Source organism: Streptomyces sp. SID8374 (genome assembly GCF_009865135.1).
Taxonomy (GTDB): Bacteria; Actinomycetota; Actinomycetes; order Streptomycetales; family Streptomycetaceae; genus Streptomyces.
Window position 1 is genome coordinate 3,837,187 of record NZ_WWGH01000001.1, and the last position, 21,845, is coordinate 3,859,031.

The 21,845-nt window shown below is 72.9% G+C and carries 22 protein-coding genes; 13 read left to right on the plus strand and 9 right to left on the minus strand.

Features of this window, described 5'->3' with window-relative positions; translation table 11 throughout:
• Positions 1 to 111 precede the first annotated feature (111 nt).
• Positions 112 to 1,029 (plus strand): hypothetical protein, encoded by a 918-nt coding sequence (locus GTY67_RS16830; protein WP_161279210.1) that lies wholly within the window; start codon positions 112 to 114, stop codon positions 1,027 to 1,029.
• 69 nt (positions 1,030 to 1,098) lie between these two features.
• Positions 1,099 to 1,443 (plus strand): rhodanese-like domain-containing protein, encoded by a 345-nt coding sequence (locus tag GTY67_RS16835; RefSeq protein ID WP_093687749.1) that lies wholly within the window; start codon positions 1,099 to 1,101, stop codon positions 1,441 to 1,443.
• A gap of 58 nt (positions 1,444 to 1,501) precedes the next feature.
• Here the strand turns inward: GTY67_RS16835 and GTY67_RS16840 are convergent, their stop codons facing one another.
• From GTY67_RS16840 to paaA, 6 genes are all read right to left on the minus strand, one after another.
• On the minus strand, positions 1,502 to 2,650 hold the full coding sequence (locus GTY67_RS16840) for an acyl-CoA dehydrogenase family protein (protein ID WP_161279211.1): 1,149 nt from the start codon (positions 2,648 to 2,650) through the stop codon (positions 1,502 to 1,504).
• A 111-nt stretch (positions 2,651 to 2,761) separates the two neighbouring features.
• Complete coding sequence (locus GTY67_RS16845) at positions 2,762 to 3,820, minus strand: 2Fe-2S iron-sulfur cluster-binding protein (protein WP_161279212.1); 1,059 nt, start codon at positions 3,818 to 3,820, stop codon at positions 2,762 to 2,764.
• Complete coding sequence (gene paaD / locus GTY67_RS16850) at positions 3,821 to 4,318, minus strand: 1,2-phenylacetyl-CoA epoxidase subunit PaaD (RefSeq protein WP_093687755.1); 498 nt, start codon at positions 4,316 to 4,318, stop codon at positions 3,821 to 3,823.
• On the minus strand, positions 4,312 to 5,028 hold the full coding sequence (gene paaC / locus GTY67_RS16855; protein WP_161279213.1) for a 1,2-phenylacetyl-CoA epoxidase subunit PaaC: 717 nt from the start codon (positions 5,026 to 5,028) through the stop codon (positions 4,312 to 4,314). Before paaC ends, paaD begins: the two co-directional genes overlap by 7 nt.
• Positions 5,025 to 5,315 (minus strand): 1,2-phenylacetyl-CoA epoxidase subunit PaaB, encoded by a 291-nt coding sequence (paaB, locus tag GTY67_RS16860; protein ID WP_093687759.1) that lies wholly within the window; start codon positions 5,313 to 5,315, stop codon positions 5,025 to 5,027. Before paaB ends, paaC begins: the two co-directional genes overlap by 4 nt.
• Positions 5,312 to 6,367 carry a 1,2-phenylacetyl-CoA epoxidase subunit PaaA gene (gene paaA / locus GTY67_RS16865; protein WP_161279214.1) on the minus strand — a complete coding sequence of 352 codons (1,056 nt, stop codon included), beginning with the start codon at positions 6,365 to 6,367 and terminating at the stop codon, positions 5,312 to 5,314. The genes paaB and paaA overlap by 4 nt, the downstream gene beginning before the upstream one ends.
• Positions 6,368 to 6,482: 115 nt before the next feature.
• Here paaA and GTY67_RS16870 point away from each other — a divergent pair, with 115 nt between their 5' ends.
• From GTY67_RS16870 to GTY67_RS16880, 3 genes are read left to right on the plus strand one after another with little or no spacing between them, the layout of a single operon-like run.
• Entirely contained in the window at positions 6,483 to 7,313 is an 831-nt protein-coding gene (locus GTY67_RS16870; protein ID WP_202462099.1) for a DUF5819 family protein, read from the plus strand.
• A gap of 41 nt (positions 7,314 to 7,354) precedes the next feature.
• A complete protein-coding gene (locus GTY67_RS16875) occupies positions 7,355 to 8,641 on the plus strand; it encodes an HTTM domain-containing protein (RefSeq protein WP_202462100.1) in 1,287 nt (428 codons plus the stop codon).
• A complete protein-coding gene (locus GTY67_RS16880; protein ID WP_161279217.1) occupies positions 8,638 to 9,378 on the plus strand; it encodes a TrmH family RNA methyltransferase in 741 nt (246 codons plus the stop codon). The genes GTY67_RS16875 and GTY67_RS16880 overlap by 4 nt, the downstream gene beginning before the upstream one ends.
• On the opposite strand, the gene paaN is transcribed toward GTY67_RS16880, so the two are convergent.
• Positions 9,379 to 11,079 carry a phenylacetic acid degradation protein PaaN gene (paaN, locus tag GTY67_RS16885; RefSeq protein ID WP_161279218.1) on the minus strand — a complete coding sequence of 567 codons (1,701 nt, stop codon included), beginning with the start codon at positions 11,077 to 11,079 and terminating at the stop codon, positions 9,379 to 9,381.
• Between the two features lie 155 nt (positions 11,080 to 11,234).
• Between paaN and GTY67_RS16890 the strand changes: the two genes are divergently transcribed.
• Complete coding sequence (locus GTY67_RS16890) at positions 11,235 to 11,831, plus strand: TetR/AcrR family transcriptional regulator (protein WP_093687771.1); 597 nt, start codon at positions 11,235 to 11,237, stop codon at positions 11,829 to 11,831.
• Positions 11,832 to 11,846: 15 nt separating this feature from the next.
• Here the strand turns inward: GTY67_RS16890 and GTY67_RS16895 are convergent, their stop codons facing one another.
• The gene (locus GTY67_RS16895; protein ID WP_093687773.1) at positions 11,847 to 12,452 is read right to left on the minus strand and encodes an Lrp/AsnC family transcriptional regulator; all 606 of its coding nucleotides are present in this window, start codon (positions 12,450 to 12,452) and stop codon (positions 11,847 to 11,849) included.
• A gap of 239 nt (positions 12,453 to 12,691) precedes the next feature.
• Here GTY67_RS16895 and pdhA point away from each other — a divergent pair, with 239 nt between their 5' ends.
• The 7 genes from pdhA to GTY67_RS16930 all read left to right on the plus strand — a co-directional run bounded on the left by pdhA (position 12,692) and on the right by GTY67_RS16930 (position 21,155).
• Entirely contained in the window at positions 12,692 to 13,849 is a 1,158-nt protein-coding gene (gene pdhA, locus GTY67_RS16900; protein WP_161279219.1) for a pyruvate dehydrogenase (acetyl-transferring) E1 component subunit alpha, read from the plus strand.
• Entirely contained in the window at positions 13,846 to 14,877 is a 1,032-nt protein-coding gene (locus GTY67_RS16905) for an alpha-ketoacid dehydrogenase subunit beta (RefSeq protein ID WP_093687777.1), read from the plus strand. The genes pdhA and GTY67_RS16905 overlap by 4 nt, the downstream gene beginning before the upstream one ends.
• The gene (locus GTY67_RS16910; RefSeq protein ID WP_161279220.1) at positions 14,877 to 16,310 is read left to right on the plus strand and encodes a dihydrolipoamide acetyltransferase family protein; all 1,434 of its coding nucleotides are present in this window, start codon (positions 14,877 to 14,879) and stop codon (positions 16,308 to 16,310) included. The genes GTY67_RS16905 and GTY67_RS16910 overlap by 1 nt, the downstream gene beginning before the upstream one ends.
• A gap of 92 nt (positions 16,311 to 16,402) precedes the next feature.
• Entirely contained in the window at positions 16,403 to 17,317 is a 915-nt protein-coding gene (locus GTY67_RS16915; protein WP_161279221.1) for an NTP transferase domain-containing protein, read from the plus strand.
• A gap of 65 nt (positions 17,318 to 17,382) precedes the next feature.
• Entirely contained in the window at positions 17,383 to 19,005 is a 1,623-nt protein-coding gene (locus GTY67_RS16920) for a molybdopterin molybdotransferase MoeA (RefSeq protein WP_161280131.1), read from the plus strand.
• Positions 18,963 to 20,120 carry a potassium channel family protein gene (locus GTY67_RS16925; RefSeq protein ID WP_093687533.1) on the plus strand — a complete coding sequence of 386 codons (1,158 nt, stop codon included), beginning with the start codon at positions 18,963 to 18,965 and terminating at the stop codon, positions 20,118 to 20,120. Before GTY67_RS16920 ends, GTY67_RS16925 begins: the two co-directional genes overlap by 43 nt.
• A gap of 48 nt (positions 20,121 to 20,168) precedes the next feature.
• Entirely contained in the window at positions 20,169 to 21,155 is a 987-nt protein-coding gene (locus GTY67_RS16930) for an NAD(P)H-quinone oxidoreductase (RefSeq protein WP_161279222.1), read from the plus strand.
• A 63-nt stretch (positions 21,156 to 21,218) separates the two neighbouring features.
• Here the strand turns inward: GTY67_RS16930 and GTY67_RS16935 are convergent, their stop codons facing one another.
• On the minus strand, positions 21,219 to 21,770 hold the full coding sequence (locus GTY67_RS16935) for a bacterial proteasome activator family protein (protein ID WP_093687537.1): 552 nt from the start codon (positions 21,768 to 21,770) through the stop codon (positions 21,219 to 21,221).
• Between the last annotated feature and the right edge of the window lie 75 nt (positions 21,771 to 21,845).

Consider the following 21,845-nt stretch of genomic DNA (forward strand, 5'->3'; position numbering starts at 1 on the left):
TAGGTCCCGTCACGGCCGGCGCCCGGTTCCGGGGCCGGGGCGCCCTCCGTGACGGGCCCCGGTGAGGGCCGTGCGGTACGGGGCGTGCGGCCGTGGCCATACGCTGGACGGGTGACCCACGAAGCCGCCGGGGTGCCTCCCACCCGGAACGATGATGACCGGCAGGACGACGCCCGGCCCGCCGAGCCGCAGCCCGCACCGGAAGCGGGTGATCCGCAGGGCGCGTCGGAAGCCGGTGACCCGCAGGGCGCCGCGCCGCGTCCCGAGGCGCGGCTGGCCAGGGCCGTGCAGGTCGCCGAGCAGGCGCTGATCGAGTTCGAGATCGCGGTGGAGACCTTCCGGGTGGAGGTCGAGAACTTCTCCCGGCTGCACCACCAGAAGCTCGGCCCGATGTACGCGCGCCTCGACGAGCTGGACGCGCAGATCGCCGAGGCGCGGGCGGCGAAGACCGGCGACCCCGAGGACCTGCGCAAGGCCAAGGAGGCGCGGGACATCGTCATGCCGATGCCCGGCGTCGACGAGCTCTTCCACGACTGGATGGACTCCGACGGCCTCTCCCCCGAGGCGTCCGCCATGCTCACCGAGCAGCCGGTGCGGCCGCCGAAGCGGGTCAGGCCCAGCGAGGAGGCCCGCAAGCTCTACCGCGAGCTGGCCCGCAAGGCCCACCCGGACCTGGCGCAGGACGAGCCGGAGCGGGAGCGCCGGGACGAGTTCATCACCCGCGTGAACGCCGCCTACGGTCGCGGTGACGTGGAGCTGCTCAAGGAGCTGGCCGCGGAGTGGGCGGCGGGTCCGGCCCAGCCGCTCGCCCCGCTGAGCGAGAGCGAGGAGCTCTACGCCCGGCTGGAGTGGCTCAGCAGGCGCAAGGAGCTGCTGACGGTGCTGGCGAACGAGCTGGAGGAGAGCGCGATCGGGTCGATGCTCCGGATGGCCCCGGACGACCCGGACCAGCTGCTGGAGGACATCGGGGAGCAGCTGCTCGGCGAGGTGTCCCGGCGTGAGGCCGAGCTGGCGGAGCTGGTGCAGTAGCGTTCCCGGTGACTTGGGGGGTCTCCGGCGGACCCCTGGCCCGCGTACGTACGAGAGAAGGCATGACCCATGAATTTCGCCCCGCTGCCCTCGGTGGACGTCGCCCAGGTGCCGTCGGACGGCTTCGTCCTGGACGTGCGTGAGAACGACGAGTGGGCGGCCGGTCATGTCGAGGGTGCGCTGCACATTCCGATGAGCGACTTCGTGGGCCGGTTCGGTGAGCTGACCGAGGCCGCCGGGGACGGTCGGCGCGTCCATGTGATGTGCCGGGTCGGCGGCCGGTCAGCCCAGGTCACCCAGTACCTGGTCCAGCAGGGGATCGACGCCGTGAACATCGACGGCGGCATGCTCGCCTGGGACGGGGCCGGGCGCCCGATGGTGGCGGACGACGGGGCCTCGGCCTTCGTCCTGTGACGTTCGGCGTCTCCTGCCCGCGTCGGGCCATGTGATGGTCGGGCGTCTCCTGCCCGCCTCAGGCCAGTGGGTGGGCGGCCAGCAGGTCGCCGAGCGCCTCCTCATGGGCCGCCGCCGGGCCCAGGGAGAGTTCGATCTGCTTCGCCCAGGCGTGGAAGCGGTGCAGCGGGTGGTCGGTGTCCGCGCCGAAGCCGCCGTGCAGGTGCTGGGCGGTCTGCACGATCCGGCGCACCCCCTCGGAGGCCCAGATCTTCGCCACGGCGATGTCGCCCGCGGCGGGCAGCGGGCCCCCGGCTTCGGTGGAGATCCGCCAGGCGGCCTGCCAGAGCGTCACCTCCATCGCCCGCAGGTCGATGTACCGGTCGGCGGCCTGCACCGCCACCGCCTGGAACGTGGCGACGGGAAACCCGAACTGCTCGCGCTCTCCGGTGTATTCGGCGGTCATCGCCAGCACCCGCTCGCCCAGTCCCAGGGCCAGGGCGCAGGTGCCCGTGGTGAGCAGGGCCCGCAGCCACTCCCAGGCGCCGGGTGCGTCGACGAGGTCGCGGGCGTCGATGCGTACGGCGTCGAGGCGGACCTCCGCCAGGCGTTCGCCGCTGGTGGAGACCTGGTCCGCGAGGGTGACGCCCTCCTGGGCGGGGTCCACGAGGGCCACAACGGCCCGGCCCTCGCCGGTGTGGGCGGGGACGGCGATCCGGTCGGCCACCTGCGCCCAGGGGACCGCCGACTGCGCGCCGTCCAGCACCCAGCCCGAAGGGGCCGCCCCGGGGCCCTCGGGCCGCGCGGTGACGGCGAGCTCGGCCGGGTCGTGGCCGGTGCGCCCGTTGGCCCCGGCCGTCAGGATCAGCTCGCCCCTGACCGCCCGGGGCAGCAGCTCGGCCGCGAGGCCGCTCTCCCCGTACCGCTCCACGGCCATCGCCACCGCGCAGCTCTCCAGCAGCGGCACCCTGGCCAGGACCTTGGCCGACTCACGCAGGACCAGGCAGAGCGCGACCGGGTCGAGACCGGCGCCGCCGTACTCCTCGGAGAGCGTGAGGCCGAGCAGGTCCGCGCTCGCCAGCTCGCCCCACAGCCGGCGGTCGATGTCCTCGGCCACGGCCCCCGGGGTCAGGGCCGGGCTGGGCACGCTGTCGGGCGCGGTGCCGGAGAAGACCGCCCGGGCCGCCTCCACGGCTGCCTGCTGTTCCTCGGTGAAGGTGAAGTCCACTGTCCCGGCCTCCCGTTGGCGGTCGCTGGCGGGCCGTCAAGATAGAACAGGTTCTAGGAGAAGGGAACAGGTTCTACGGGAACAGGGTGTCCCCTGCGGGAGGGGGCGGCGTCAGCGGTCGAAGTCCAGCTCCACCTCCGGGGTGAGCGGATGCGACTGGCAGGCCAGCACGAAGCCCGCGTCCGTCTCCTCCGGCTCCAGCGCGAAGTTCCGCTCCATCCGGACCTCTCCCGAGACGAGGAACGCCCGGCAGGTCCCGCACACCCCGCCCTTGCAGGCGTACGGAGCGTCCGACCGGCTCCGCAGCACCGTCTCCAGCAGCGACTCCGCGTCCTTCACGGGCCAGCTGCCCGAGCGGCCGTGCAGGGTGGCCGTCAGCGTGGCGTCCGAGGGCGCGGCCACCTTGACGACCGTGACATCGGACGGGCCGTCGTCGACGTGGAAGATCTCCTGGTGGACCCGGGCCCGGTCGACGTCCAGCGCGCGCAGGGCCTTCTCCGTCCCCCGTACGAGACCGAGCGGCCCGCACAGGAACCAGCCGTCCACCTCCGCCACCGGGAGCACCGCCGGCAGCAGGGCGGTGAGCCGCTCGGTGTCCAGGCGGCCGGAGGGGAGCCCGGCCGACTGCTCCTCCCGCGAGAGCGCGGTGATCAGCTGGAAGCGGTCCGGATAGCGGTCCTTGAGGTCGGCCACCTCGTCCAGGAACATCGTGGAGGCCGCCGTACGGTCGCTGCGGATCAGGCAGAACCGCGCCTTCTCCTCCTGCGCCAGGAGCGTGGCCGCCATGGACAGCACCGGTGTGATCCCGCTGCCGCCGACCACCGCCGCGAAGAGCCCCGGGCGCGGCTCCAGGACGAAGCGGCCCATCGGGGGCATGGCCTCCACCTGGTCCCCGACGGACAGCTCCGTGAGGGCGTAGGTGGAGAAGGCCCCGCCCTCGACCCCGCGGATGCCGACCCGGACCACCGGCTCGGCGGGCTGCTCGGTGGCCGGTGCGCAGATCGAGTACGAACGGCGGATCTCCTTGCCGTCCACGCTGTAGCGCACGTTGAGGTGCTGACCCGGCTTGTGGCGGAAGATCTCGCGCAGCTCGGCCGGCACGGCGAAGGTCACGGCCACCGCATCGTCCGTGATCCGTTCGATCGCGCTGACCCGGAGCGGATGGAACATCTACAACTCCTTGAAGTGGTCGAACGGTTCGCGGCAGGCGACGCAGCGGCGCAGGGCCTTGCACGCCGTGGAGGAGAACCGGCTGAGCAGCTCCGTGTCGGTGGAGCCGCAGTGCGGGCAGCGCACCGAGAGCGTCAGGGGCACGGGGCCGCCGTCGGCGCTGTGGGCGCGCGGGGGCGCTATGCCGAACTCGGCGAGCTTGCGGCGGCCCTCGGCGCTGATGTCGTCGGTCGACCAGGCCGGTGCGAGCACCGTGACCACGGAGACCTCGGGCACGCCGTTCTCATGCAGCACCCTTTCGATGTCGGCGGACATGGCCTCGATCGCCGGGCAGCCCGTGTACGTCGGGGTGAGCCGGACCGTCACCCGGCCCGGGCCCTCCACCTCCACGCCCCGCAGGACGCCCAGCTCGGCCAGGGTCAGCACCGGCAGCTCGGGGTCCGGGACGGAACCGGCGAGCGAGCGCAGCTCCGCCTCCAGCGGGGTGTCGGTCACCATGACGCCCCCGGGTGGCTGCGGTGCAGGTGCTGCATCTCGGCGAGCATCCGGCCGAACGACTCGGTGTGCACGCCCTGCCGGCCCGCGCCCGCCGTCCAGGCGCCCGTGCGCGGACCGGTCGGCAGCGTCAGCGTGGCCCGCTCCACGGTGGTGGTGACGGAGGAGAGCCAAGCGCTCTCCAGCTCCTCCCGGTCGACGCCGGAGCCGGTGGCGTCCAGTCCTTCGACCGGCTGGAACATCTCGCCCGTGAACCGCCAGAGCGCCTCCAGGCCCGCCTGCATCCGCTCATGGCTCTCGCCGGTGCCGTCGCCGAGCCGCAGGGTCCACTGCTCGGCGTGGTCGCGGTGGTAGGCGACCTCCTTGACGGCCTTCGCCGCGAGGTCCGCGAACTCGCCGCCCCCGGCCGCCAGCCGCTCGTACAGCAGGTGCTGGTAGACCGAGAAGTAGAGCTGCCGGGCGATGGTGTGGGCGAAGTCCCCGTTGGGCTGCTCCACCAGCTGGAGGTTGCGGAAGGCCCGCTCCTCGCGGAGGTAGGCCAGCTCGTCCTCGTCGCCGACGAGGGAGAGCAGCACCCGCGCCTGGCCCAGCAGGTCCAGGGCGATGTTGGCGAGCGCCACCTCCTCCTCCAGGACGGGGGCGTGGCCCGCCCACTCCCCCAGCCGGTGGGAGAGCACCAGTGCGTCGTCGCCGAGGGCGAGGGCCGCGCTCACAGGTGCTTCACCCCGTCCGGGATCTCGTAGAAGGTCGGGTGGCGGTAGGGCTTGTCGCCGGCCGGCTCGAAGAACGAGTCCTTCTCGTCGGGGGAGGAGGCGGTGATCTGTGTGGAGGGGACCACCCAGATCGAGACACCTTCGGAGCGGCGGGTGTAGAGGTCGCGCGCGTTGCGCAGGGCCATCTCGGCGTCGGGCGCGTGGAGGCTGCCCGCGTGGGTGTGGGACAGCCCGCGCCGCGAGCGCACGAACACCTCCCACAGCGGCCAGTCGGTCGAGTTGCTCATGCCGTCTCCTCCACGTGCTGTGCCTGCGGTGCCGAGGGGGTGGTGGTGTGCTTGGCCGCGTACGCGGCGGCCGCGTTCCGGACCCAGGCGCCCTCTTCGTGGGCCCTGCGCCGCTGGGTGATCCGCTGCTCGTTGCACGGGCCGTTGCCCTTGAGGACCTCCTGGAACTCCGTCCAGTCGATCGCGCCGAAGTCGTGCTGCCCGCGCTCCTCGTTCCACCGGATGTCCGGGTCCGGCAGGGTCAGGCCCAGGGCCTCGGCCTGCGGCACACAGATGTCCACGAAGCGCTGCCGCAGCTCGTCGTTGGAGTGCCGCTTGATCTTCCAGGCCATCGACTGCTCGGAGTGGGATGAGGCGTCGTCGGGCGGGCCGAACATCATCAGGGACGGCCACCACCAGCGGTCCACCGCGTCCTGGGCCATCGCGTGCTGGGCCTCGGTGCCACGGCTGAGGGCGAGCAGCAGCTCGTACCCCTGGCGCTGGTGGAAGGACTCCTCCTTGCAGATGCGGACCATCGCGCGGGCGTAAGGGCCGTAGGAGCAGCGGCAGAGCGGCACCTGGTTGGTGATGGCCGCGCCGTCCACCAGCCAGCCGATCGCGCCGACGTCGGCCCAGGTCAGGGTCGGGTAGTTGAAGATCGACGAATAGCGCTGGCGGCCGGCGTGCAGCTTGTCGAGAAGCTCCTCGCGGCTGGTGCCCAGCGTCTCGGCCGCGCTGTAGAGATACAGGCCGTGGCCGGCCTCGTCCTGGACCTTGGCCATCAGGATCGCCTTGCGGCGCAGCGAGGGCGCGCGGGTGATCCAGTTGGCCTCGGGCTGCATGCCGATGATCTCCGAGTGGGCGTGCTGGGCCATCTGGCGGACCAGCGTGGCCCGATACGCCTCGGGCATCCAGTCGCGCGGCTCGATGCGGTCGTCGGCCGCCACGGCGGCGTCGAAGACCGCGAGGCGTGCCGCGTCCGCCGCGTCCGGGGCCGTGCCCGCGGGCTGCCCTGCCGCTTTTGCCGTGCCTGAGGTGCTCTGCGTCTTCTGGTCCGCAGTCACTGCCGCCATCCCGGGCTCCCTACCGACCGATCGTTCGGTTCATTGACTTCAATGGTCGGTCGGAGGCCCGTAGGGTGTCAACCCTGTGGATAACCGAGTGGTGATCGATCGTGAGCGGGGCGGGATGGATGCGGACCACGGCGGGAGCTCCGGGCGCGGGGATTCCGGCAGCGTGCACGAGGACGACCGGCCGCAGGCCGTGAAGCCCGGGCCCGCCGGACCGGAGGCTCCGGCGCCCGAAGCGGAGGCCCCGGCGCCCCGTACTCCGGACGCCGCGCAACCCCCCGGGACCGGGACCGGCATAGCCGGCCTCTCCTTCGGCTACCAGGTCGTCGCCGCCCTCGCCCTCTCCCTCGTCGGGCTGCTGGCCTGCGCACAGGTGGCCATGGTCTTCCTGCACGTCGCCCCGTCCAACACGCTGACCAAGCAGCACGGCAAGACGGTCGACGACTGGATCTACCCGGAGTTCGAGCAGAACTGGAAGCTCTTCGCCCCCAATCCGCTCCAGCAGAACATCGCCGTCCACGTCCGGGCCGAGGTGTCCGGCACCGACGGGCCCCGCACCACCGACTGGATCAGCCTCACCGAGGCCGACGCCGAGGCGATACGCGGCAACCTCCTCCCCAGCCATGTGAACCAGAACGAGCTGCGCCGGGGCTGGGACTTCTACCTGAACTCGCACGACGACCAGAACAAGCCCAACGGTCTGCGCGGCGACCTCTCCGAGCGCTACATCCGGCGCATCGCGATGCTGCGGCTGGGCGAGCGCGATCTGGGCGGCACGGTCGAACGGATCCAGATGAGGTCGGCCACCAGCATGATCGCCCCGCCCCCGTGGTCCACCGAGAAGGTCAACACCCGCCCGAGCTACCGCGTGCTCCCCTGGTGGTCCGTGACCCCCGACGATCTGCCCGCACCGCGTGACGCGGCGCGCGCCGAGGAGGGGGACAAGTGACCAGCACCCCGCCCACCGCACCGCCTGCGAGCCCGCCCGCACTGGACCGGATCGCCACCGCCGGGACCGCTCTGGCCCGTGCCATCCAGCGCGTCACCGCATCGGCCCTCGGCCCGTACCAGAGCGCCGTCATCCGGATCGGTTTCGCCGCCACCTACCTGTTCTTCCTGGTCCGCGAGCTGCCGCACCGCCATGAGCTGTACGGCCCCGACAGCCCGTGGCACTGGGACCTGGCCCGGCAGCTCACGGCCGGGAACGAGGCCTTCTCCGTCCTCCTCTGGTCGGACAGCGCGCTCTGGTTCGAGGTGGTCTACGCGCTCACCGTGCTGTCCGCCGCCGGACTGCTCCTGGGGTGGCGCACCCGGACCACGTCGGTCCTCTTCATGGTCGGCGTGCTCTCCGTACAGAACCGCAGCGTCTTCATGGGCGACGGCGGCGACAACGTCATCCACCTGATGGCGATCTACCTCGTCCTGACGCGCTGCGCCCAGGTCTGGTCGCTGGACGCCCGCCGCGCGGCCCGCGACGCGGAGCGCACCGCGCGCGGCCTGCCGTCCCGGCGGGACGTCACGGGCCCGGTGCTCTGGGCGGTCCTCGGCCCGGTCCTGCTGGGGGCCACCCTGACGGACGGCCTCGGCGGGACCTGGTGGCTCCCGGTCCTGCTGTGGATCCTCTGGCTCTCCGCCGCCGCCTGGTGGGCCGCGAACCGCTTCGCGCCGCAGGGACAGCAGCGCGCCCTCCTCGACGTGCTCGCCAACCTCGCCCACAACGCGACGCTCCTCGTGATCATGGTCGAGGTCTGCCTGATCTACGCGACCGCCGGCTGGTACAAGATCCAGGGCTCGCGCTGGCAGGACGGCACCGCGCTCTACTACCCGCTCAAACTCGACTACTTCGCCCCCTGGCCCGCCCTCTCGGACGTGCTCGCCTCCAGCGGGCTGATGGTGATGGTGCTGACGTACGCGACGGTCATCGTCCAGGTGGCGTTCCCGTTCACGCTGTTCAACCGGCGGCTCAAGAACGTCCTGCTGGTCATCATGATCGGCGAGCACGCCGGGATCGCCCTGCTGCTGGGGCTGCCGTTCTTCTCGATGGCGATGATCGCGGCGGACGCGGTGTTCCTGCCGACGGTCTTCCTCGTCCGGTTGGGAGGCCGGGCCGCGCTGGGCCGTCAGCGGCTGCTCGCGCGGCTGCCGCGGCGGTCGCGCTCCCCTGAGGCCGGCGGCCCGCAGGAGGTGCCCACCGCACGCTCGGCGCCGGAGGAACGCGGCGGTACGGGGGAGGCCCCGCCGCACGGCACCGGCGGGGGCCATACGCTCGTCGGGTGAGCAGCGAGACCGGCAGCACCGGCAGTACCCCAGACTCCTCAGACTCCTCGGCACCGGAGCCCCCGCCCGAGGACCCCGTACCGGCGGAGCCCGTCCAGTACGACGACGGCTACGGCCAGGAGATCGGCGTCGGGCCGCACCCGCTGCCCTGGCCGGAGGGCGAGCGGTACGACCCCGAGCTGCTGGCCCACGGCGACCGGCGCAACGTCGGTGACGAGTACCGCTACTGGACGCGGGAGGCGATCGTCGCCGATCTCGACCTGCGGCGCCACGACTTCCACGTGGCCGTGGAGAACTGGGGCCACGACTTCAACATCGGCTCCGTCGTGCGCACCGCCAACGCCTTCCTCGCCAAGGAGATCCACATCGTGGGCCGACGGCGCTGGAACCGGCGCGGCGCCATGGTCACCGACCGCTACCAGCATGTGCGCCACCACCCGGACACGGCGGACCTGACCGCGTGGGCGGCGGCCGAGGGGCTGCCGATCATCGGGATCGACAACCTCCCCGGCGCCGTACCGCTGGAGCGGACCGAGCTGCCGCGCCGGTGTGTGCTGCTGTTCGGGCAGGAGGGTCCCGGCCTGACCGAGGAGGCGCGGAAGCACGCCTCGATGGTGTGCTCCATCGCCCAGTTCGGATCGACCCGGTCCATCAACGCGGGGGCCGCGGCGGCGATCGCGATGCACGCGTGGGTGCAGCGCTACGCCGATGTCCCCGATCCCCGCGACGCCCTCTAGCTACGCCTGGCGGCGCACCTCGACCACCCGGAAGCGGTTGGCGACGAAGGCCGCGTCGCACAGGGCCGCGTTGGCCGCCGGGTTGCCGCCGGAGCCGTGGAAGTCGGAGAACGCCGCCGTCTGGTTGACGTAGACCCCGCCGGTCAGGTTCAGCGAGAGCTGGGCCGACTCGTCCAGGCAGACGTCCTCGATGGCCCGCTCCACCTCGGGGGAGGTGGTGTAGGCGCCGACGGTCATGGCGCCCTTCTCGCGGATGGTGCGGCGCAGCAGCTCCAGGGCGGCGGACGTCGACTCGACCGCCACGGCGAAGGAGACCGGGCCGAAGCACTCCGAGAGATACGCCGCGTCCTCGTCGGTCTTGCTGCCGTCCAGCTTGACGACGACCGGCGTACGCACGACGGCGTCGGGGAACTCGGCGTTGGCGACCGTACGCGACTCCAGGGCCACCTCGCCCAGTTCACCGGCCGCCTCCACCCGGGCCTTGACGTCCGGGTTGACCAGCGCGCCGAGCAGGGCCGCCGCGCGGGCGTCGTCGCCGAGGAGCTTGGTGACGGCCGCCGCGATGTCGGCGACCACTTCGTCGTACGACTTGGGGCCGTCGTCCGTGGTGATGCCGTCCCGGGGGATCAGCAGGTTCTGCGGGGTGGTGCACATCTGGCCGCTGTAGAGCGAGAGCGAGAACGCCAGGTTGGCGAGCATGCCCCGGTAGTCGTCGGTGGAGTCGACGACGATCGTGTTGACGCCGGCCTTCTCCGTGTAGACCTGCGCCTGGCGGGCGTTGGCCTCCAGCCAGTCGCCGAAGGCGGTGGAGCCCGTGTAGTCGATGATCCGGATCTCGGGGCGTACCGCGAGGGTCTTGGCGATGCCCTCGCCGGGACGCTCGGCGGCGAGCGCGACCAGGTCGGGGTCGAATCCCGCCTCGGTGAGCACCTCACGGGCGATCTTGACCGTGAGCGCGAGCGGCAGCACGGCCCGGGGGTGCGGCTTCACCAGCACCGGGTTGCCGGTGGCGAGCGAGGCGAACAGGCCCGGGTAGCCGTTCCAGGTGGGGAAGGTGTTGCAGCCGATGAGCAGCGAGATCCCGCGGCCGGTCGTGGTGAACGTCTTGGTCAGCTTCAGCGGATCGCGCTTGCCCTGCGGCTTGGACCAGTCGGCCGTCTCCGGCGTGCGGACCTGCTCCTGATAGGCGTACGCGACGGCTTCGAGGCCCCGGTCCTGGGCGTGCGGGCCGCCCGCCTGGAACGCCATCATGAAGGCTTGGCCGCTCGTGTGCATCACGGCGTGGGCCAGCTCGTGGGTGCGGGCGCTGATCCGCGAAAGGATCTCCAGACAGACCAGGGCCCGGGTCTCGGGACCGGCGGCGCGCCAGGCGGCCGTGCCGGCCTTCATCGCGGGGAGCAGGACGTCCAGGTCGGCATGCGGATACTCGACGCCGAGCTCGGGGCCGTACGGCGAGACCTCCCCGCCCGTCCAGCCGTCGGTGCCCGGCTGGTCCAGGTCGAGGCGGGTGTTCAGCACCGCGTCGAACGCGGCCTTGCCCTCGGGCGCCCCCAGACTGCCCGGAGCGCCGCCCTCGCCGTACGCCTTCGGGTGCTCGGGGTGCGGGGACCAGTACGCGCGTGTACCGATCGTGTCGAGGGCCTGGTCGAGCGTGGGCCGGTGGGTCTCGGACAGCTGCTGGGGGGTGAGCGCGGCGGCCATGGCGGACCAACTCCTCATCGAGCCGGGCGGGGACGTACGGACGGAGTCAGAGTAACCGAACGATCGGTCGGGACAAGGGGCCCGGCGAACCTGTGGACAACTTCGGAGGTCCCCGGCTGCGCGGGGAAGGCCCCTCATGGGGGAGGATCGCGGACATGACCACGGCCAAGCGGGACACGTACACCCCGGAGACTCTGCTCACCGTCGCCGTCCGTGTCTTCAACGAGCGCGGTTACGACGGCACCTCCATGGAGCACCTCTCCAAAGCGGCGGGCATCTCCAAGTCCTCCATCTACCACCATGTGGCGGGCAAAGAGGAGCTGCTGCGCCGGGCCGTGAGCCGGGCACTCGACGGGCTCTTCGCCGTCCTCGACGAGCCGGGGGCGGTGCGCGGGCGCGCGATCGAGAGGGTCGAGTACGTCACGCGCCGGACCGTCGAGGTGCTGATGGCGGAGGTTCCGTACGTCACGCTGCTGCTGCGGGTGCGCGGCAACACGAAGACCGAGCGCTGGGCGCTGGAGCGGCGGCGCGAGTTCGACCAGCGGGTGGCGGAGCTGCTGAAGGCCGCGGTCGCCGACGGGGACCTCCGGGCCGATGTGGACATACGGCTGGCCACCCGGCTGCTCTTCGGCATGGTCAACTCGCTGGTCGAGTGGTACCGGCCGCAGCCGGGCGGCTTCCCGGGCGAGGAACAGCTCGCCGACACGGTCGTCCAGCTCGCCTTCGAGGGGATGCGGGCGACCGGCCGCTGAGCCCGTCCGGCCCGGTCAGGCCAGCTCGGCCGGGCGGTCCGGGCGGGGGCCGAGGTCGGTCTCCTCGAACACCAGCAGGGTGCGCGTCGACAGCACCTCGGGGATGGACTGGATCCGGGTGAGGACCAGCTCGCGCAGCGCCCGGTTGTCCGGCGTGTGCACCAGCAGCAGAACGTCGAAGTCGCCGCTGACCAGCGCGATGTGCGTGGCACCGGGCAGCGCCTGGAGCTGCTCGCGCACAGTACGCCAGGAGTTCTGCACGATCTTGAGCGTGATGTACGCCGACGCGCCCTGCCCGGCCCGCTCGTGGTCGACCCGCGCGCCGAAACCGCGGATCACGCCGTCCTCGACGAGCCGGTTGATCCGGGCGTAGGCGTTGGCGCGCGAGACATGGACCCGCTCGGCCACCGACCGTATCGAGGCGCGGCCGTCCGTCTGGAGGATGCGCAGGATGTCGCGGTCGATGGCGTCCAGGGGGCGCGGAGGCGGGGGCGTGGGGGACGCCGGGCCCGGTGACGGGGAGGAAGCCGCCGGGGTGGCCGTGGGGGCCGCTGCGGGCGTCGCCGGGGGCGGGGTCCGGCCGGGCTCCTCGCCCGTGTCGGCCATTTGTTCAGCTGCCATCTGCCCGCGCCTCCCTGTTGTGGACGACCTGCCTCTATCCCAGGCTGTGGAGAACCGTTTGTCCACAGGCTGAAGGTGCCTGTAGCCAAAATGCGCTCGCGACCGAACAATCGGTAGGTGAGGCACACCACACCGGTGCCTTGCCTGCCCCGCGACACCCTCGCGACATCTCTTGCCATCACCACACATATCGACACCCTCGATCTCTTGATCTCCATCGATGCCTGGAGGTGCTTTCCATGACGGTCCAAGAGCTGCCCGGCGCGGCCACCTACCGGCCCACGCCGCCCCCGGCCTGGAAGCCGATCACCGACCCCGCCCCGCTGCTCCCGGACCCGGAGCCCTACCGGGTGCTCGGTACGGACGCGATCGCGGATGCCGACCCCGAGCTGCTGCTCCGGCTCCACGCCGAGCTGGTGCGCGGCCGCCGGTACAACACGCAGGCCACCGCGCTGACCAAGCAGGGCCGGCTGGCGGTCTACCCCTCCAGCACCGGCCAGGAGGCGTGCGAGATCGCCGCCGCCCTGGTGCTGGAGGAGCGCGACTGGCTCTTCCCCAGCTACCGGGACACGCTGGCGGCCGTGGCGCGCGGACTCGACCCGGTCGAGGCGCTGACCCTGCTGCGCGGCGACCGGCACACCGGCTACGACCCGCGTGAGCACCGCATCGCCCCGCTCTGCACCCCGCTCGCCACCCAGCTGCCGCACGCGGTGGGCCTGGCGCACGCGGCCCGGCTCAAGGGCGACGACGTCGTCGCGCTCGCCATGGTCGGCGACGGCGGCACCAGCGAGGGCGACTTCCACGAGGCGCTGAACTTCGCGGCCGTCTGGAAGGCCCCCGTGGTCTTCCTCGTGCAGAACAACGGCTTCGCCATCTCCGTGCCGCTGGCCAAGCAGACCGCCGCCCCCTCCCTCGCGCACAAGGCCGTGGGGTACGGGATGCCGGGCCGGCTGGTCGACGGCAACGACGCGCCCGCCGTGCACCAGGTGCTCAGCGAGGCCGTGGCCCGGGCCCGGAGGGGCGGAGGGCCGACGCTGATCGAGGCCGTCACCTACCGCATGGAAGCCCACACCAACGCCGACGACGCCACCCGCTACCGGGTCGACAGCGAGGTCGAGGCCTGGCGGGCACACGACCCGGTCCAGCTCCTGGAGCGCGAGCTGACCGGCCGCGGGCTGCTGGACGACGAGGGCATCGCGCAGGCGAAGGAAGCGGCCGAGCGCATGGCCGCCGCACTCCGCGACCGGATGAACGCCGACCCGGAGCTGGCACCGATGGACCTCTTCACCCACGTCTACGCCGAGCAGACCAGCCAGCTCCGCGAGCAGGCCGCCGCCCTCCGCGCCGAGCTGGACGCCGAGCAGGACCACGAGCACAGCGCGGAGGAAGGCCGATGACCACTGCGGCGACGAAAGCCGGCGCACGTACGGCGAAGGCGAAACCGGCCACCATGGCGCAGGCCCTCGGGCGTGCGCTGCGCGACTCGATGGCCGAGGACCCGACCGTGCACGTGCTCGGCGAGGACGTCGGCACCCTGGGCGGGGTCTTCCGGATCACCGACGGGCTGGCCGAGGAGTTCGGCGACGACCGGTGCACCGACACCCCGCTGGCCGAGGCGGGCATCCTCGGGGCGGCCGTCGGCATGGCGATGTACGGGCTGCGGCCCGTGGTGGAGATGCAGTTCGACGCGTTCGCCTACCCGGCGTTCGAGCAGCTGATGAGCCACGTCGCCAAGATGCGCAACCGCACCGGGGGAGCCATGCCGCTCCCCATCACCGTGCGCGTGCCCTACGGCGGTGGCATCGGCGGGGTGGAGCACCACAGCGACTCCTCCGAGGCGTACTACATGGCCACCCCGGGCCTCCACGTCGTCACACCGGCCACGGTGGAGGACGCGTACGGCCTGCTGCGGGCCTCCATCGCCTCGGACGACCCGGTGGTCTTCCTGGAGCCCAAGCGGCTCTACTGGTCCAAGGCCGACTGGTCGCCCGAGGCTCCGGCCGAGGTCGGACCGATCGGCAAGGCCGTGGTCCGCCGCACCGGCCGCAGCGCCACGCTGATCACGTACGGGCCGTCCCTGCCGGTCTGCATGGAGGCCGCCGAGGCCGCCGTCGCGGAGGGCTGGGACCTCGAAGTGGTGGACCTGCGTTCGCTGGTGCCGTTCGACGACGAGACGGTCGCGGCCTCGGTGCGGCGCACCGGCCGTGCGGTCGTCGTCCACGAGTCCCCCGGCTTCGGGGGCCCCGGCGGCGAGATCGCCGCCCGGATCACCGAGCGGTGCTTCCACCACCTGGAGGCCCCGGTGCTGCGGGTGGCCGGCTTCGACATCCCGTACCCGCCGCCCATGCTGGAGCGGCACCATCTGCCGGGAGTGGACCGGGTTCTCGACGCGGTGGCCCGGTTGCAGTGGGAGGCGGACAGCTGATGGCCCAGGTCCTCGAATTCAAGCTGCCGGACCTCGGCGAGGGGCTGACCGAGGCGGAGATCGTGCGCTGGCTGGTGGAGGTCGGCGATGTCGTCGCCATCGACCAGCCCGTCGTCGAGGTCGAGACGGCCAAGGCGATGGTGGAGGTCCCGTGCCCCTACGGGGGTGTGGTGACCGCGCGGTTCGGCGAGGAGGGTTCCGAACTCCCGGTCGGTGCACCGCTGCTGACGGTCGCGGTCGGTGCGACGGAGGCCCCCTCGGCATCCCCGGAGCCCTCGGCGGATGAGGAGCCTTCCGCCGGGTCCGGGTCCGGGAACGTGCTCGTGGGGTACGGGACCGGCGCCCCGGCCGCGCGGCGTCGGCGTATCCGGCCGGCGGGGGTCGGCGCGGCCGCACCCGTGGCCGCTGCCGCTCCCGCGCCTGTGGCCGCCGTGGATCCCGCGCCCGTCCGGCCCGCACCGGTCGCGGTGGCCGTGGGCGAAGTGAACGGGCGGCAGGGTCCTGTGGCCGTGGTCTCCCCTCTCGTACGCCGGTTGGCCCGGCAGCACGAGATCGATCTGCGGCAGCTGACGGGCTCGGGCCCCGACGGGCTGATCCTGCGGGCCGACGTCGATTCCGCGATCCGGCGGGCCGGGGAGGCCGGGAGCGCCACGGAGCCGGAGGCGCGTACGACCGCCGAATCCGTCGTGGCCGCGGCGCCCACGGTCCACGCGGGCACGGCCGCACCGGCGGCCGCCGAGCGCATTCCGCTGCGCGGGGTGCGCGGCGCGGTCGCCGACAAGCTGTCGCGCAGCCGGAGCGAGATCCCCGACGCCACCTGCTGGGTGGACGCGGACGCCACCGAGCTGATGGCCGCGAGGGCCGCGATGAACGCCGCGTCGGGTCCGTCCGGCGGGCCCAAGGTGTCGGTCCTGGCGCTGCTGGCGAGGATCTGCACGGCGGCGCTCGCCCGGTACCCGGAGCTCAACTCCACGGTGGACACGGCCGCGCGGGAGATCGTGCGCCTGCCCGGCGTGCACCTCGGGTTCGCGGCGCAGACCGAGCGGGGCCTCGTCGTCCCGGTCGTCCGCGACGCGCACACCCGCAACGCCGAGTCGATCGGGGCCGAGATCGCCCGGCTGACCGAGCTGGCGCGGACCGGGAAGCTCAGCCCGGCGCAGCTGACCGGCGGCACGTTCACGCTGAACAACTACGGGGTGTTCGGGGTCGACGGTTCGACGCCGATCATCAACCACCCCGAAGCCGCGATGCTCGGCGTCGGCCGGATCATGCCCAAGCCCTGGGTGCACAACGGTGAGCTGGCCGTACGTCAGGTCGTCCAGCTCTCGCTCACCTTCGACCACCGGGTGTGCGACGGCGGAACGGCCGGGGGATTCCTCCGGTACGTGGCCGACTGCGTGGAGCAGCCCGCGGTCCTGCTGCGCACTCTGTAGGGCCCGTCGTCACGCGGACGCCCTCTCCGGATCCGGCCTGCCCGGCCACCCCGGAGGGGGCGTCGGCGTCGGGCGGTGCCCATACTCGACGTATGACCGCCTACGACGTGATCATCCTGGCCGGAGGGGCCGCGAAGCGGCTCGGCGGCGCCGACAAGCCGGCTGTGCGGGTCGGTGGCCGCGCGCTGCTGGACCGGGTGCTGGCGGCCTGCTCCGGTGCGGGCACCACCGTCGTGGTGGGCGGCCGCAGGCCCACCTCCCGGCCGGTCATCTGGACCCGCGAAGTCCCGGAAGGCGGCGGTCCGTTGGCGGCTCTCGGGGCGGGCGTGCGGCTGACGACCGCGGAGCGGGTGCTCGTACTCTCCGCCGACCTCCCGTTCCTCGGCCCCGCCACGGTCGAGGCGCTGCTCGCCGCCGCAGGTGAGGACGGCCGCGAGGGTGCGCTCTGCACCGACCCCGACGGCCGCGACCAGCCGCTCGTCGCCGTCTACCGGGGCGAGCCGCTCCGCCGCGAGCTGGCCCTCATCGCCACCGAGCACGGCTCCCTGGCCGGGCTGCCGCTCCGGCTGCTGACCGGGGAGCTGGACCTCGCCCGGGTCGATGCCGGGCCGCACGCCGCGTTCGACTGCGACACTTGGGACGACATCGCCGCCGCCCGCGCCCGGATCAGGGAGCATGGGTCCGTGCTGGACGAATGGATCACCTCGGTCAAGAACGAACTGGGAATCGAACTCGACGTCGACACCGACGTCCTGCTCGACCTCGCCCGCGACGCCGCGCACGGGGTCGCGCGGCCTGCCGCACCGCTGACGACCTTCCTGGTCGGGTACGCGGCGGCCCGGGCGAGCGCCGGAGCGGGGCCGGAGGAAGGCGCGGCCGCGGTCGCCGAATTCGCCCGCAAGGCTGCCGCGCTCGCCCTGCGCTGGGAGGCGGAGGCCGAGGCGGCGGAGGGGGCGAAGAAGGAGACCCAGGCGGAGGCGAGCGGCGAAGGGGCCGGGACGCCATGACCGGCGGCGATCTGCCGGATCGGAACGGTACGAGCGGTACGAGTGGCATGGGCGGTACGAACGGCATGCGCGGCAGGAGCGGTACGCGCGGCACGGGCAGCACGACCGGCCCCGACAGTGCTCTGGCGCGCGCCGAGGCCGAGGAGCTGGCCGTCGAACAGGCCCTGGCACTGGTCGGCGGCCGGAACCATGCGCGCAACCAGGCGAACGACCGGGTGCGTAACCGAGGCGGCGACCAGGCGGGCGACCGGACACGTACCCCGGCGGACGACCAGGCGAACCGCCATGCGCGCGACCAAGCCGACGACCAGGCGAACCGCCGGCCGCGCACCCCTGTGAACGATCAGGCGGGCGCCCCGGCCGACGACCGGCCGCGCAACCAGCCCCCCAGCGAGCCCACCGACCCGCACCCCTCCCCGTACGCAACCTCCGCCGCCTCCACCCCCGCCTCCCCCGCCCCGGACCTCCCCTGGGACCGGGCGCGGGCCGTTGCCGCGCGGGCCGGGCGGGGCGGGGCGACCGCCGTGGTGCGGCTGCCGCTGGAACGGGCGCTGGGCCATGTGCTCGCCGAGCCCCTCGCGGCCCTCACCGACCTGCCGTCCTTCGACACCTCGGCCATGGACGGCTGGGCCGTCGCCGGACCGGGCCCCTGGTCGTACGAGGAGGGCACCGGGCTGCGGGCAGGCGGGGACCCCACCGCGCCCCTCCCCGACGGCACCGCCGTACGCATCGCCACCGGCGCCCGTGTCCCCGCCGACACCACTGCGGTCATCCGCAGCGAGCACGCCCACGTGGACGAGGCCAGGGGGCTGCTCTCCGCCCGGCGGCCCGTCGTCACCGGCCAGGACATCCGCCCCCGGGGCCAGGAGTGCGGCTCGGGCGACCAGTTGGTGCCGGCCGGCACGGTGGTCACCCCGGCGGTGGTCGGGCTCGCCGCGGCCGCCGGGTACGACGCCCTGCCCGCCGTCCCCCGCCCCCGCGTCGACGTCCTCGTACTCGGTGACGAACTCCTCGCCTCGGGCCTCCCGCACGACGGCCTCATCCGCGACGCCCTCGGCCCCATGCTCGGCCCCTGGCTGCGGGCCCTGGGTGCCGAGGTCTCCGCCCCCCGCCGCCTCGGGGACGACGCCGACGCCCTGCGCGAGGCCCTCACCTCCTCCGACGCCGACCTGATCGTCACCACGGGCGGGACCGCCTCGGGCCCGGTCGACCATGTGCACCCGGTCCTGGCGGCTCTCGGCGCCGAACTGCTCGTGGACGGCGTCGCCGTACGCCCCGGCCACCCCATGCTGCTCGCGCTCCTCGCCCCGGAGGGGCCGTACCTGGTCGGGCTGCCCGGCAATCCGCTCGCGGCCGTATCGGGGCTGCTGACCCTCGCCGAACCGCTCCTAGCCGGGCTCGCGGGCCGCCCGGCCCAGGACGCGTACCGGGCGCTCGTCCACGCCGAGGTGCCCGGCCATCCGCACGACACCCGCCTCGTCCCCGTGGTCCACCGCGCGGGCCGGGCGGGCGGCCGGGACCATGTGGCGCCCCTGCGCTACAACGGTCCCGCCATGCTGCGCGGGATCGCGGTGGCGGACGGGTTGGCCGTCGTACCGGCCGGCGGGGTACGGTCCGGCACCGAGGTGGAGATTCTGGATCTCCCATGGGCCCCGGCGACGCCGTGGACGGAAGGGTGTTTCACGTGAAACTTCCCGGCCACGACGCGATGGCCAGGCGGGCCGACGAACATGTCGTGCCGACGCGGGTGATGCTCCCCCGCCGGGTCGTCGACGGTCCGGCGCGCCAGGTCGGCAAGCGGCTGCTGATGGCGCTGCTCGTGCTGGCCGCGACGGTGCTGATCGTCTGGCTGGACCGCGACGGGTACAACGACACCGCCGACGGCAAGGTCGACCTGCTGGACGCGATCTACTACGCGACGGTCACCCTCTCCACCACCGGGTACGGCGACATCACGCCGTTCAGCTCCGGCGCCCGGCTCATCAATGTGGTGCTCGTGACACCGCTGCGCGTGCTCTTCCTGATCATCCTGGTCGGCACCACTCTTGAGGTCCTCACGGAACGGACCCGGGAGGACTTCCGGCTGAAGCGTTGGAGATCCAACTTGCGTGACCACACCGTCGTCGTCGGCTTCGGGACCAAGGGCCGTTCGGCGATCCAGACCCTCCGGGCCACCGGCCTGGCCAAGGAGCAGATCGTCGTCGTCGATCCGGCCTCCAAGGTGATCGAGGCCGCCAACGCCGAGGGCTACACCGGCGTGCTCGGCGACGCCACGCGCAGCGATGTGCTGTTGCGGGCCGAGCTCCAGAAGGCGCGTCAGATCATCATCGCCACCCAGCGCGACGACACCGCCGTCCTGGTGGCGCTGACCGCGCGCCAGCTGAACCGGGGCGCGAAGATCGTGGCGGCGGTCCGCGAGGAGGAGAACGCGCCCCTGCTGCGGCAGTCCGGCGCCGACGCGGTGATCACCAGCGCCAGCGCGGCCGGGCGGCTGCTCGGCCTCTCCGTCCTCAGCCCGAGCGCGGGCACGGTGATGGAGGACCTGATCCAGCAGGGCAGCGGCCTCGATCTGGTGGAGCGGCCGGTGATAAAGGCCGAGGTGGGCAAGAGCGTCCGGGAGACCGACGATCTGGTCGTCAGCGTGCTGCGCGGCCACCGGCTGCTCGGTTACGACGACCCGGCGGCCAGTCCGTTGCAGCTGACGGACCGGGTCATCACCATCGTGCGCGCCACCCCGCCCCCCGGCTCCGGTCCGTCCGGCCCCTCCCTGCCCCACCTGCCGCTGCCGCCGCACCGCTCCTGACCCGGGGACACGGGGCATGTGGCCGGTGGCGGGAGTAGCCTCGCGGCCATGCATGCGATCACGATCCCCGAACCCGGTGGCCCCGAGGCGCTCGTCTGGGCCGAGGTGCCCGATCCCGTACCCGGCGACGGCGAGGTCCTCGTCGAGGTCGTCGCCGGTGCCGTCAACCGTGCCGATGTCCTCCAGCGGCAGGGCTTCTACAACCCGCCGCCCGGCGCCTCCCCCTACCCCGGTCTGGAGTGCGCGGGCCGGATCGCGGCGCTCGGCCCGGGGGTGACCGGCTGGGCGGTCGGCGACGAGGTGTGCGCCCTGCTGTCGGGCGGCGGTTACGCGGAGAAGGTCGCCGTACCGGTGGGCCAGCTCCTCCCCGTACCGGACGGTGTGGATCTGGCGACGGCGGCCGCGCTGCCCGAGGTGACCGCGACCGTCTGGTCCAACGTCTTCATGGTCGCCCACCTGCGCCCCGGCGAGACCCTCCTCGTCCACGGCGGCTCCAGCGGCATCGGCACCATGGCGATCCAGCTGGCGAAGGCGGTCGGCGCCCGGGTGGCGGTCACGGCGGGCAGCCCGCAGAAGCTCGCCGAGTGCGCCGCGCTCGGCGCCGACATCCTCATCGACTACCGCGAGCAGGACTTCGTCGAGGAGCTGGCGAAGGCGACCGACGGGGCGGGGGCCGACGTCATCCTGGACATCGTCGGCGCCAAGTACCTGGACCGGAACGTGAAGGCGCTCGCCGTCAACGGCCGCCTGGCGATCATCGGCCTCCAGGGTGGCGCCAAGGGCGAGCTGAACCTCGGCGCCCTGCTGACCAAGCGGGCCGCCGTCACCGCGACCTCGCTGCGGGGCCGCCCGCTCGCCGAGAAGGCCGCCATCATCGCCGCCGTACGCGAGCATGTCTGGCCGCTGATCGCGGACGGGGTGGTCCGGCCCGTGGTGGACCGTAAGGTGCCGATGGAGGACGCCGCCGAGGCGCACCGGGTCCTCGAATCCAGCGCCCACATCGGCAAGGTGCTGCTGGTCGCACCGGGCGCGTAGAACCACTGCGGGGCCCGGCACACACCACCGTGTGCCGGGCCCCGCAGCTTTCACGCCGTCTGCTTACAGGTACGGGCCCGAACGGATCGGTCCGTGCGGGTCCCCGCCGCCGCCTTCCTCGTCCTCGTGGGCCATCCCGGGCGGCAGCGCGCGGCGCATCTGCTCCAGCTGCGCGCGGGCCGCCATCTGCTGGGCGAACAGCGCCGTCTGGATGCCGTGGAAGAGGCCCTCCAGCCAGCCCACCAGCTGGGCCTGCGCGATCCGCAGCTCGGCCTCGGAGGGCACCGACTCCTCGGTGAACGGCAGCGAGAGCCGCTCCAGCTCCTCCACCAGCTCCGGTGCGAGACCGTCCTCCAGCTCCTTCACGGAGCTGGCGTGGATCTCCTTGAGCCGGACCCGGCTCGCCTCGTCGAGAGGGGCCGCCCTGACCTCTTCCAGGAGCTGCTTGATCATGCTGCCGATGCGCATGACTTTCGCGGGCTGTTCGACCATTTCCGTCACCGGGACCTCGCGCGACTCGTCGTCACTGGCACCGCCGCCGACAGCCATTCCGTCCTGGCCCACGACAAGGACCTGGGGGTGCTCCTGCGACCGGTCATTCCTCGGCATTTCCATGCCGCCATTGTCTCGCACACATGCCGTACACCACGTTGGTGCCCCCGGAAACGGATGATCCACCGTCTCCGGGGG

Bases quoted from the DNA above. Each gene is read 5' to 3' on its own strand.
- GTY67_RS16835 (WP_093687749.1), top strand. From the start codon at position 1,099: ATGAATTTCGCCCCGCTGCCCTCGGTGGACGTCGCCCAGGTGCCGTCG.
- GTY67_RS16845 (WP_161279212.1), bottom strand. From the start codon at position 3,820: ATGTTCCATCCGCTCCGGGTCAGCGCGATCGAACGGATCACGGACGAT.
- paaD (WP_093687755.1), bottom strand. From the start codon at position 4,318: ATGGTGACCGACACCCCGCTGGAGGCGGAGCTGCGCTCGCTCGCCGGT.
- paaB (WP_093687759.1), bottom strand. From the start codon at position 5,315: ATGAGCAACTCGACCGACTGGCCGCTGTGGGAGGTGTTCGTGCGCTCG.
- paaA (WP_161279214.1), bottom strand. From the start codon at position 6,367: ATGGCGGCAGTGACTGCGGACCAGAAGACGCAGAGCACCTCAGGCACG.
- GTY67_RS16870 (WP_202462099.1), top strand. From the start codon at position 6,483: ATGGATGCGGACCACGGCGGGAGCTCCGGGCGCGGGGATTCCGGCAGC.
- paaN (WP_161279218.1), bottom strand. From the start codon at position 11,079: ATGGCCGCCGCGCTCACCCCCCAGCAGCTGTCCGAGACCCACCGGCCC.
- GTY67_RS16890 (WP_093687771.1), top strand. From the start codon at position 11,235: ATGACCACGGCCAAGCGGGACACGTACACCCCGGAGACTCTGCTCACC.
- GTY67_RS16895 (WP_093687773.1), bottom strand. From the start codon at position 12,452: ATGGCAGCTGAACAAATGGCCGACACGGGCGAGGAGCCCGGCCGGACC.
- pdhA (WP_161279219.1), top strand. From the start codon at position 12,692: ATGACGGTCCAAGAGCTGCCCGGCGCGGCCACCTACCGGCCCACGCCG.
- GTY67_RS16905 (WP_093687777.1), top strand. From the start codon at position 13,846: ATGACCACTGCGGCGACGAAAGCCGGCGCACGTACGGCGAAGGCGAAA.
- GTY67_RS16910 (WP_161279220.1), top strand. From the start codon at position 14,877: ATGGCCCAGGTCCTCGAATTCAAGCTGCCGGACCTCGGCGAGGGGCTG.
- GTY67_RS16915 (WP_161279221.1), top strand. From the start codon at position 16,403: ATGACCGCCTACGACGTGATCATCCTGGCCGGAGGGGCCGCGAAGCGG.
- GTY67_RS16920 (WP_161280131.1), top strand. From the start codon at position 17,383: ATGCGCGGCAGGAGCGGTACGCGCGGCACGGGCAGCACGACCGGCCCC.
- GTY67_RS16925 (WP_093687533.1), top strand. From the start codon at position 18,963: ATGGGCCCCGGCGACGCCGTGGACGGAAGGGTGTTTCACGTGAAACTT.
- GTY67_RS16930 (WP_161279222.1), top strand. From the start codon at position 20,169: ATGCATGCGATCACGATCCCCGAACCCGGTGGCCCCGAGGCGCTCGTC.
- GTY67_RS16935 (WP_093687537.1), bottom strand. From the start codon at position 21,770: ATGGAAATGCCGAGGAATGACCGGTCGCAGGAGCACCCCCAGGTCCTT.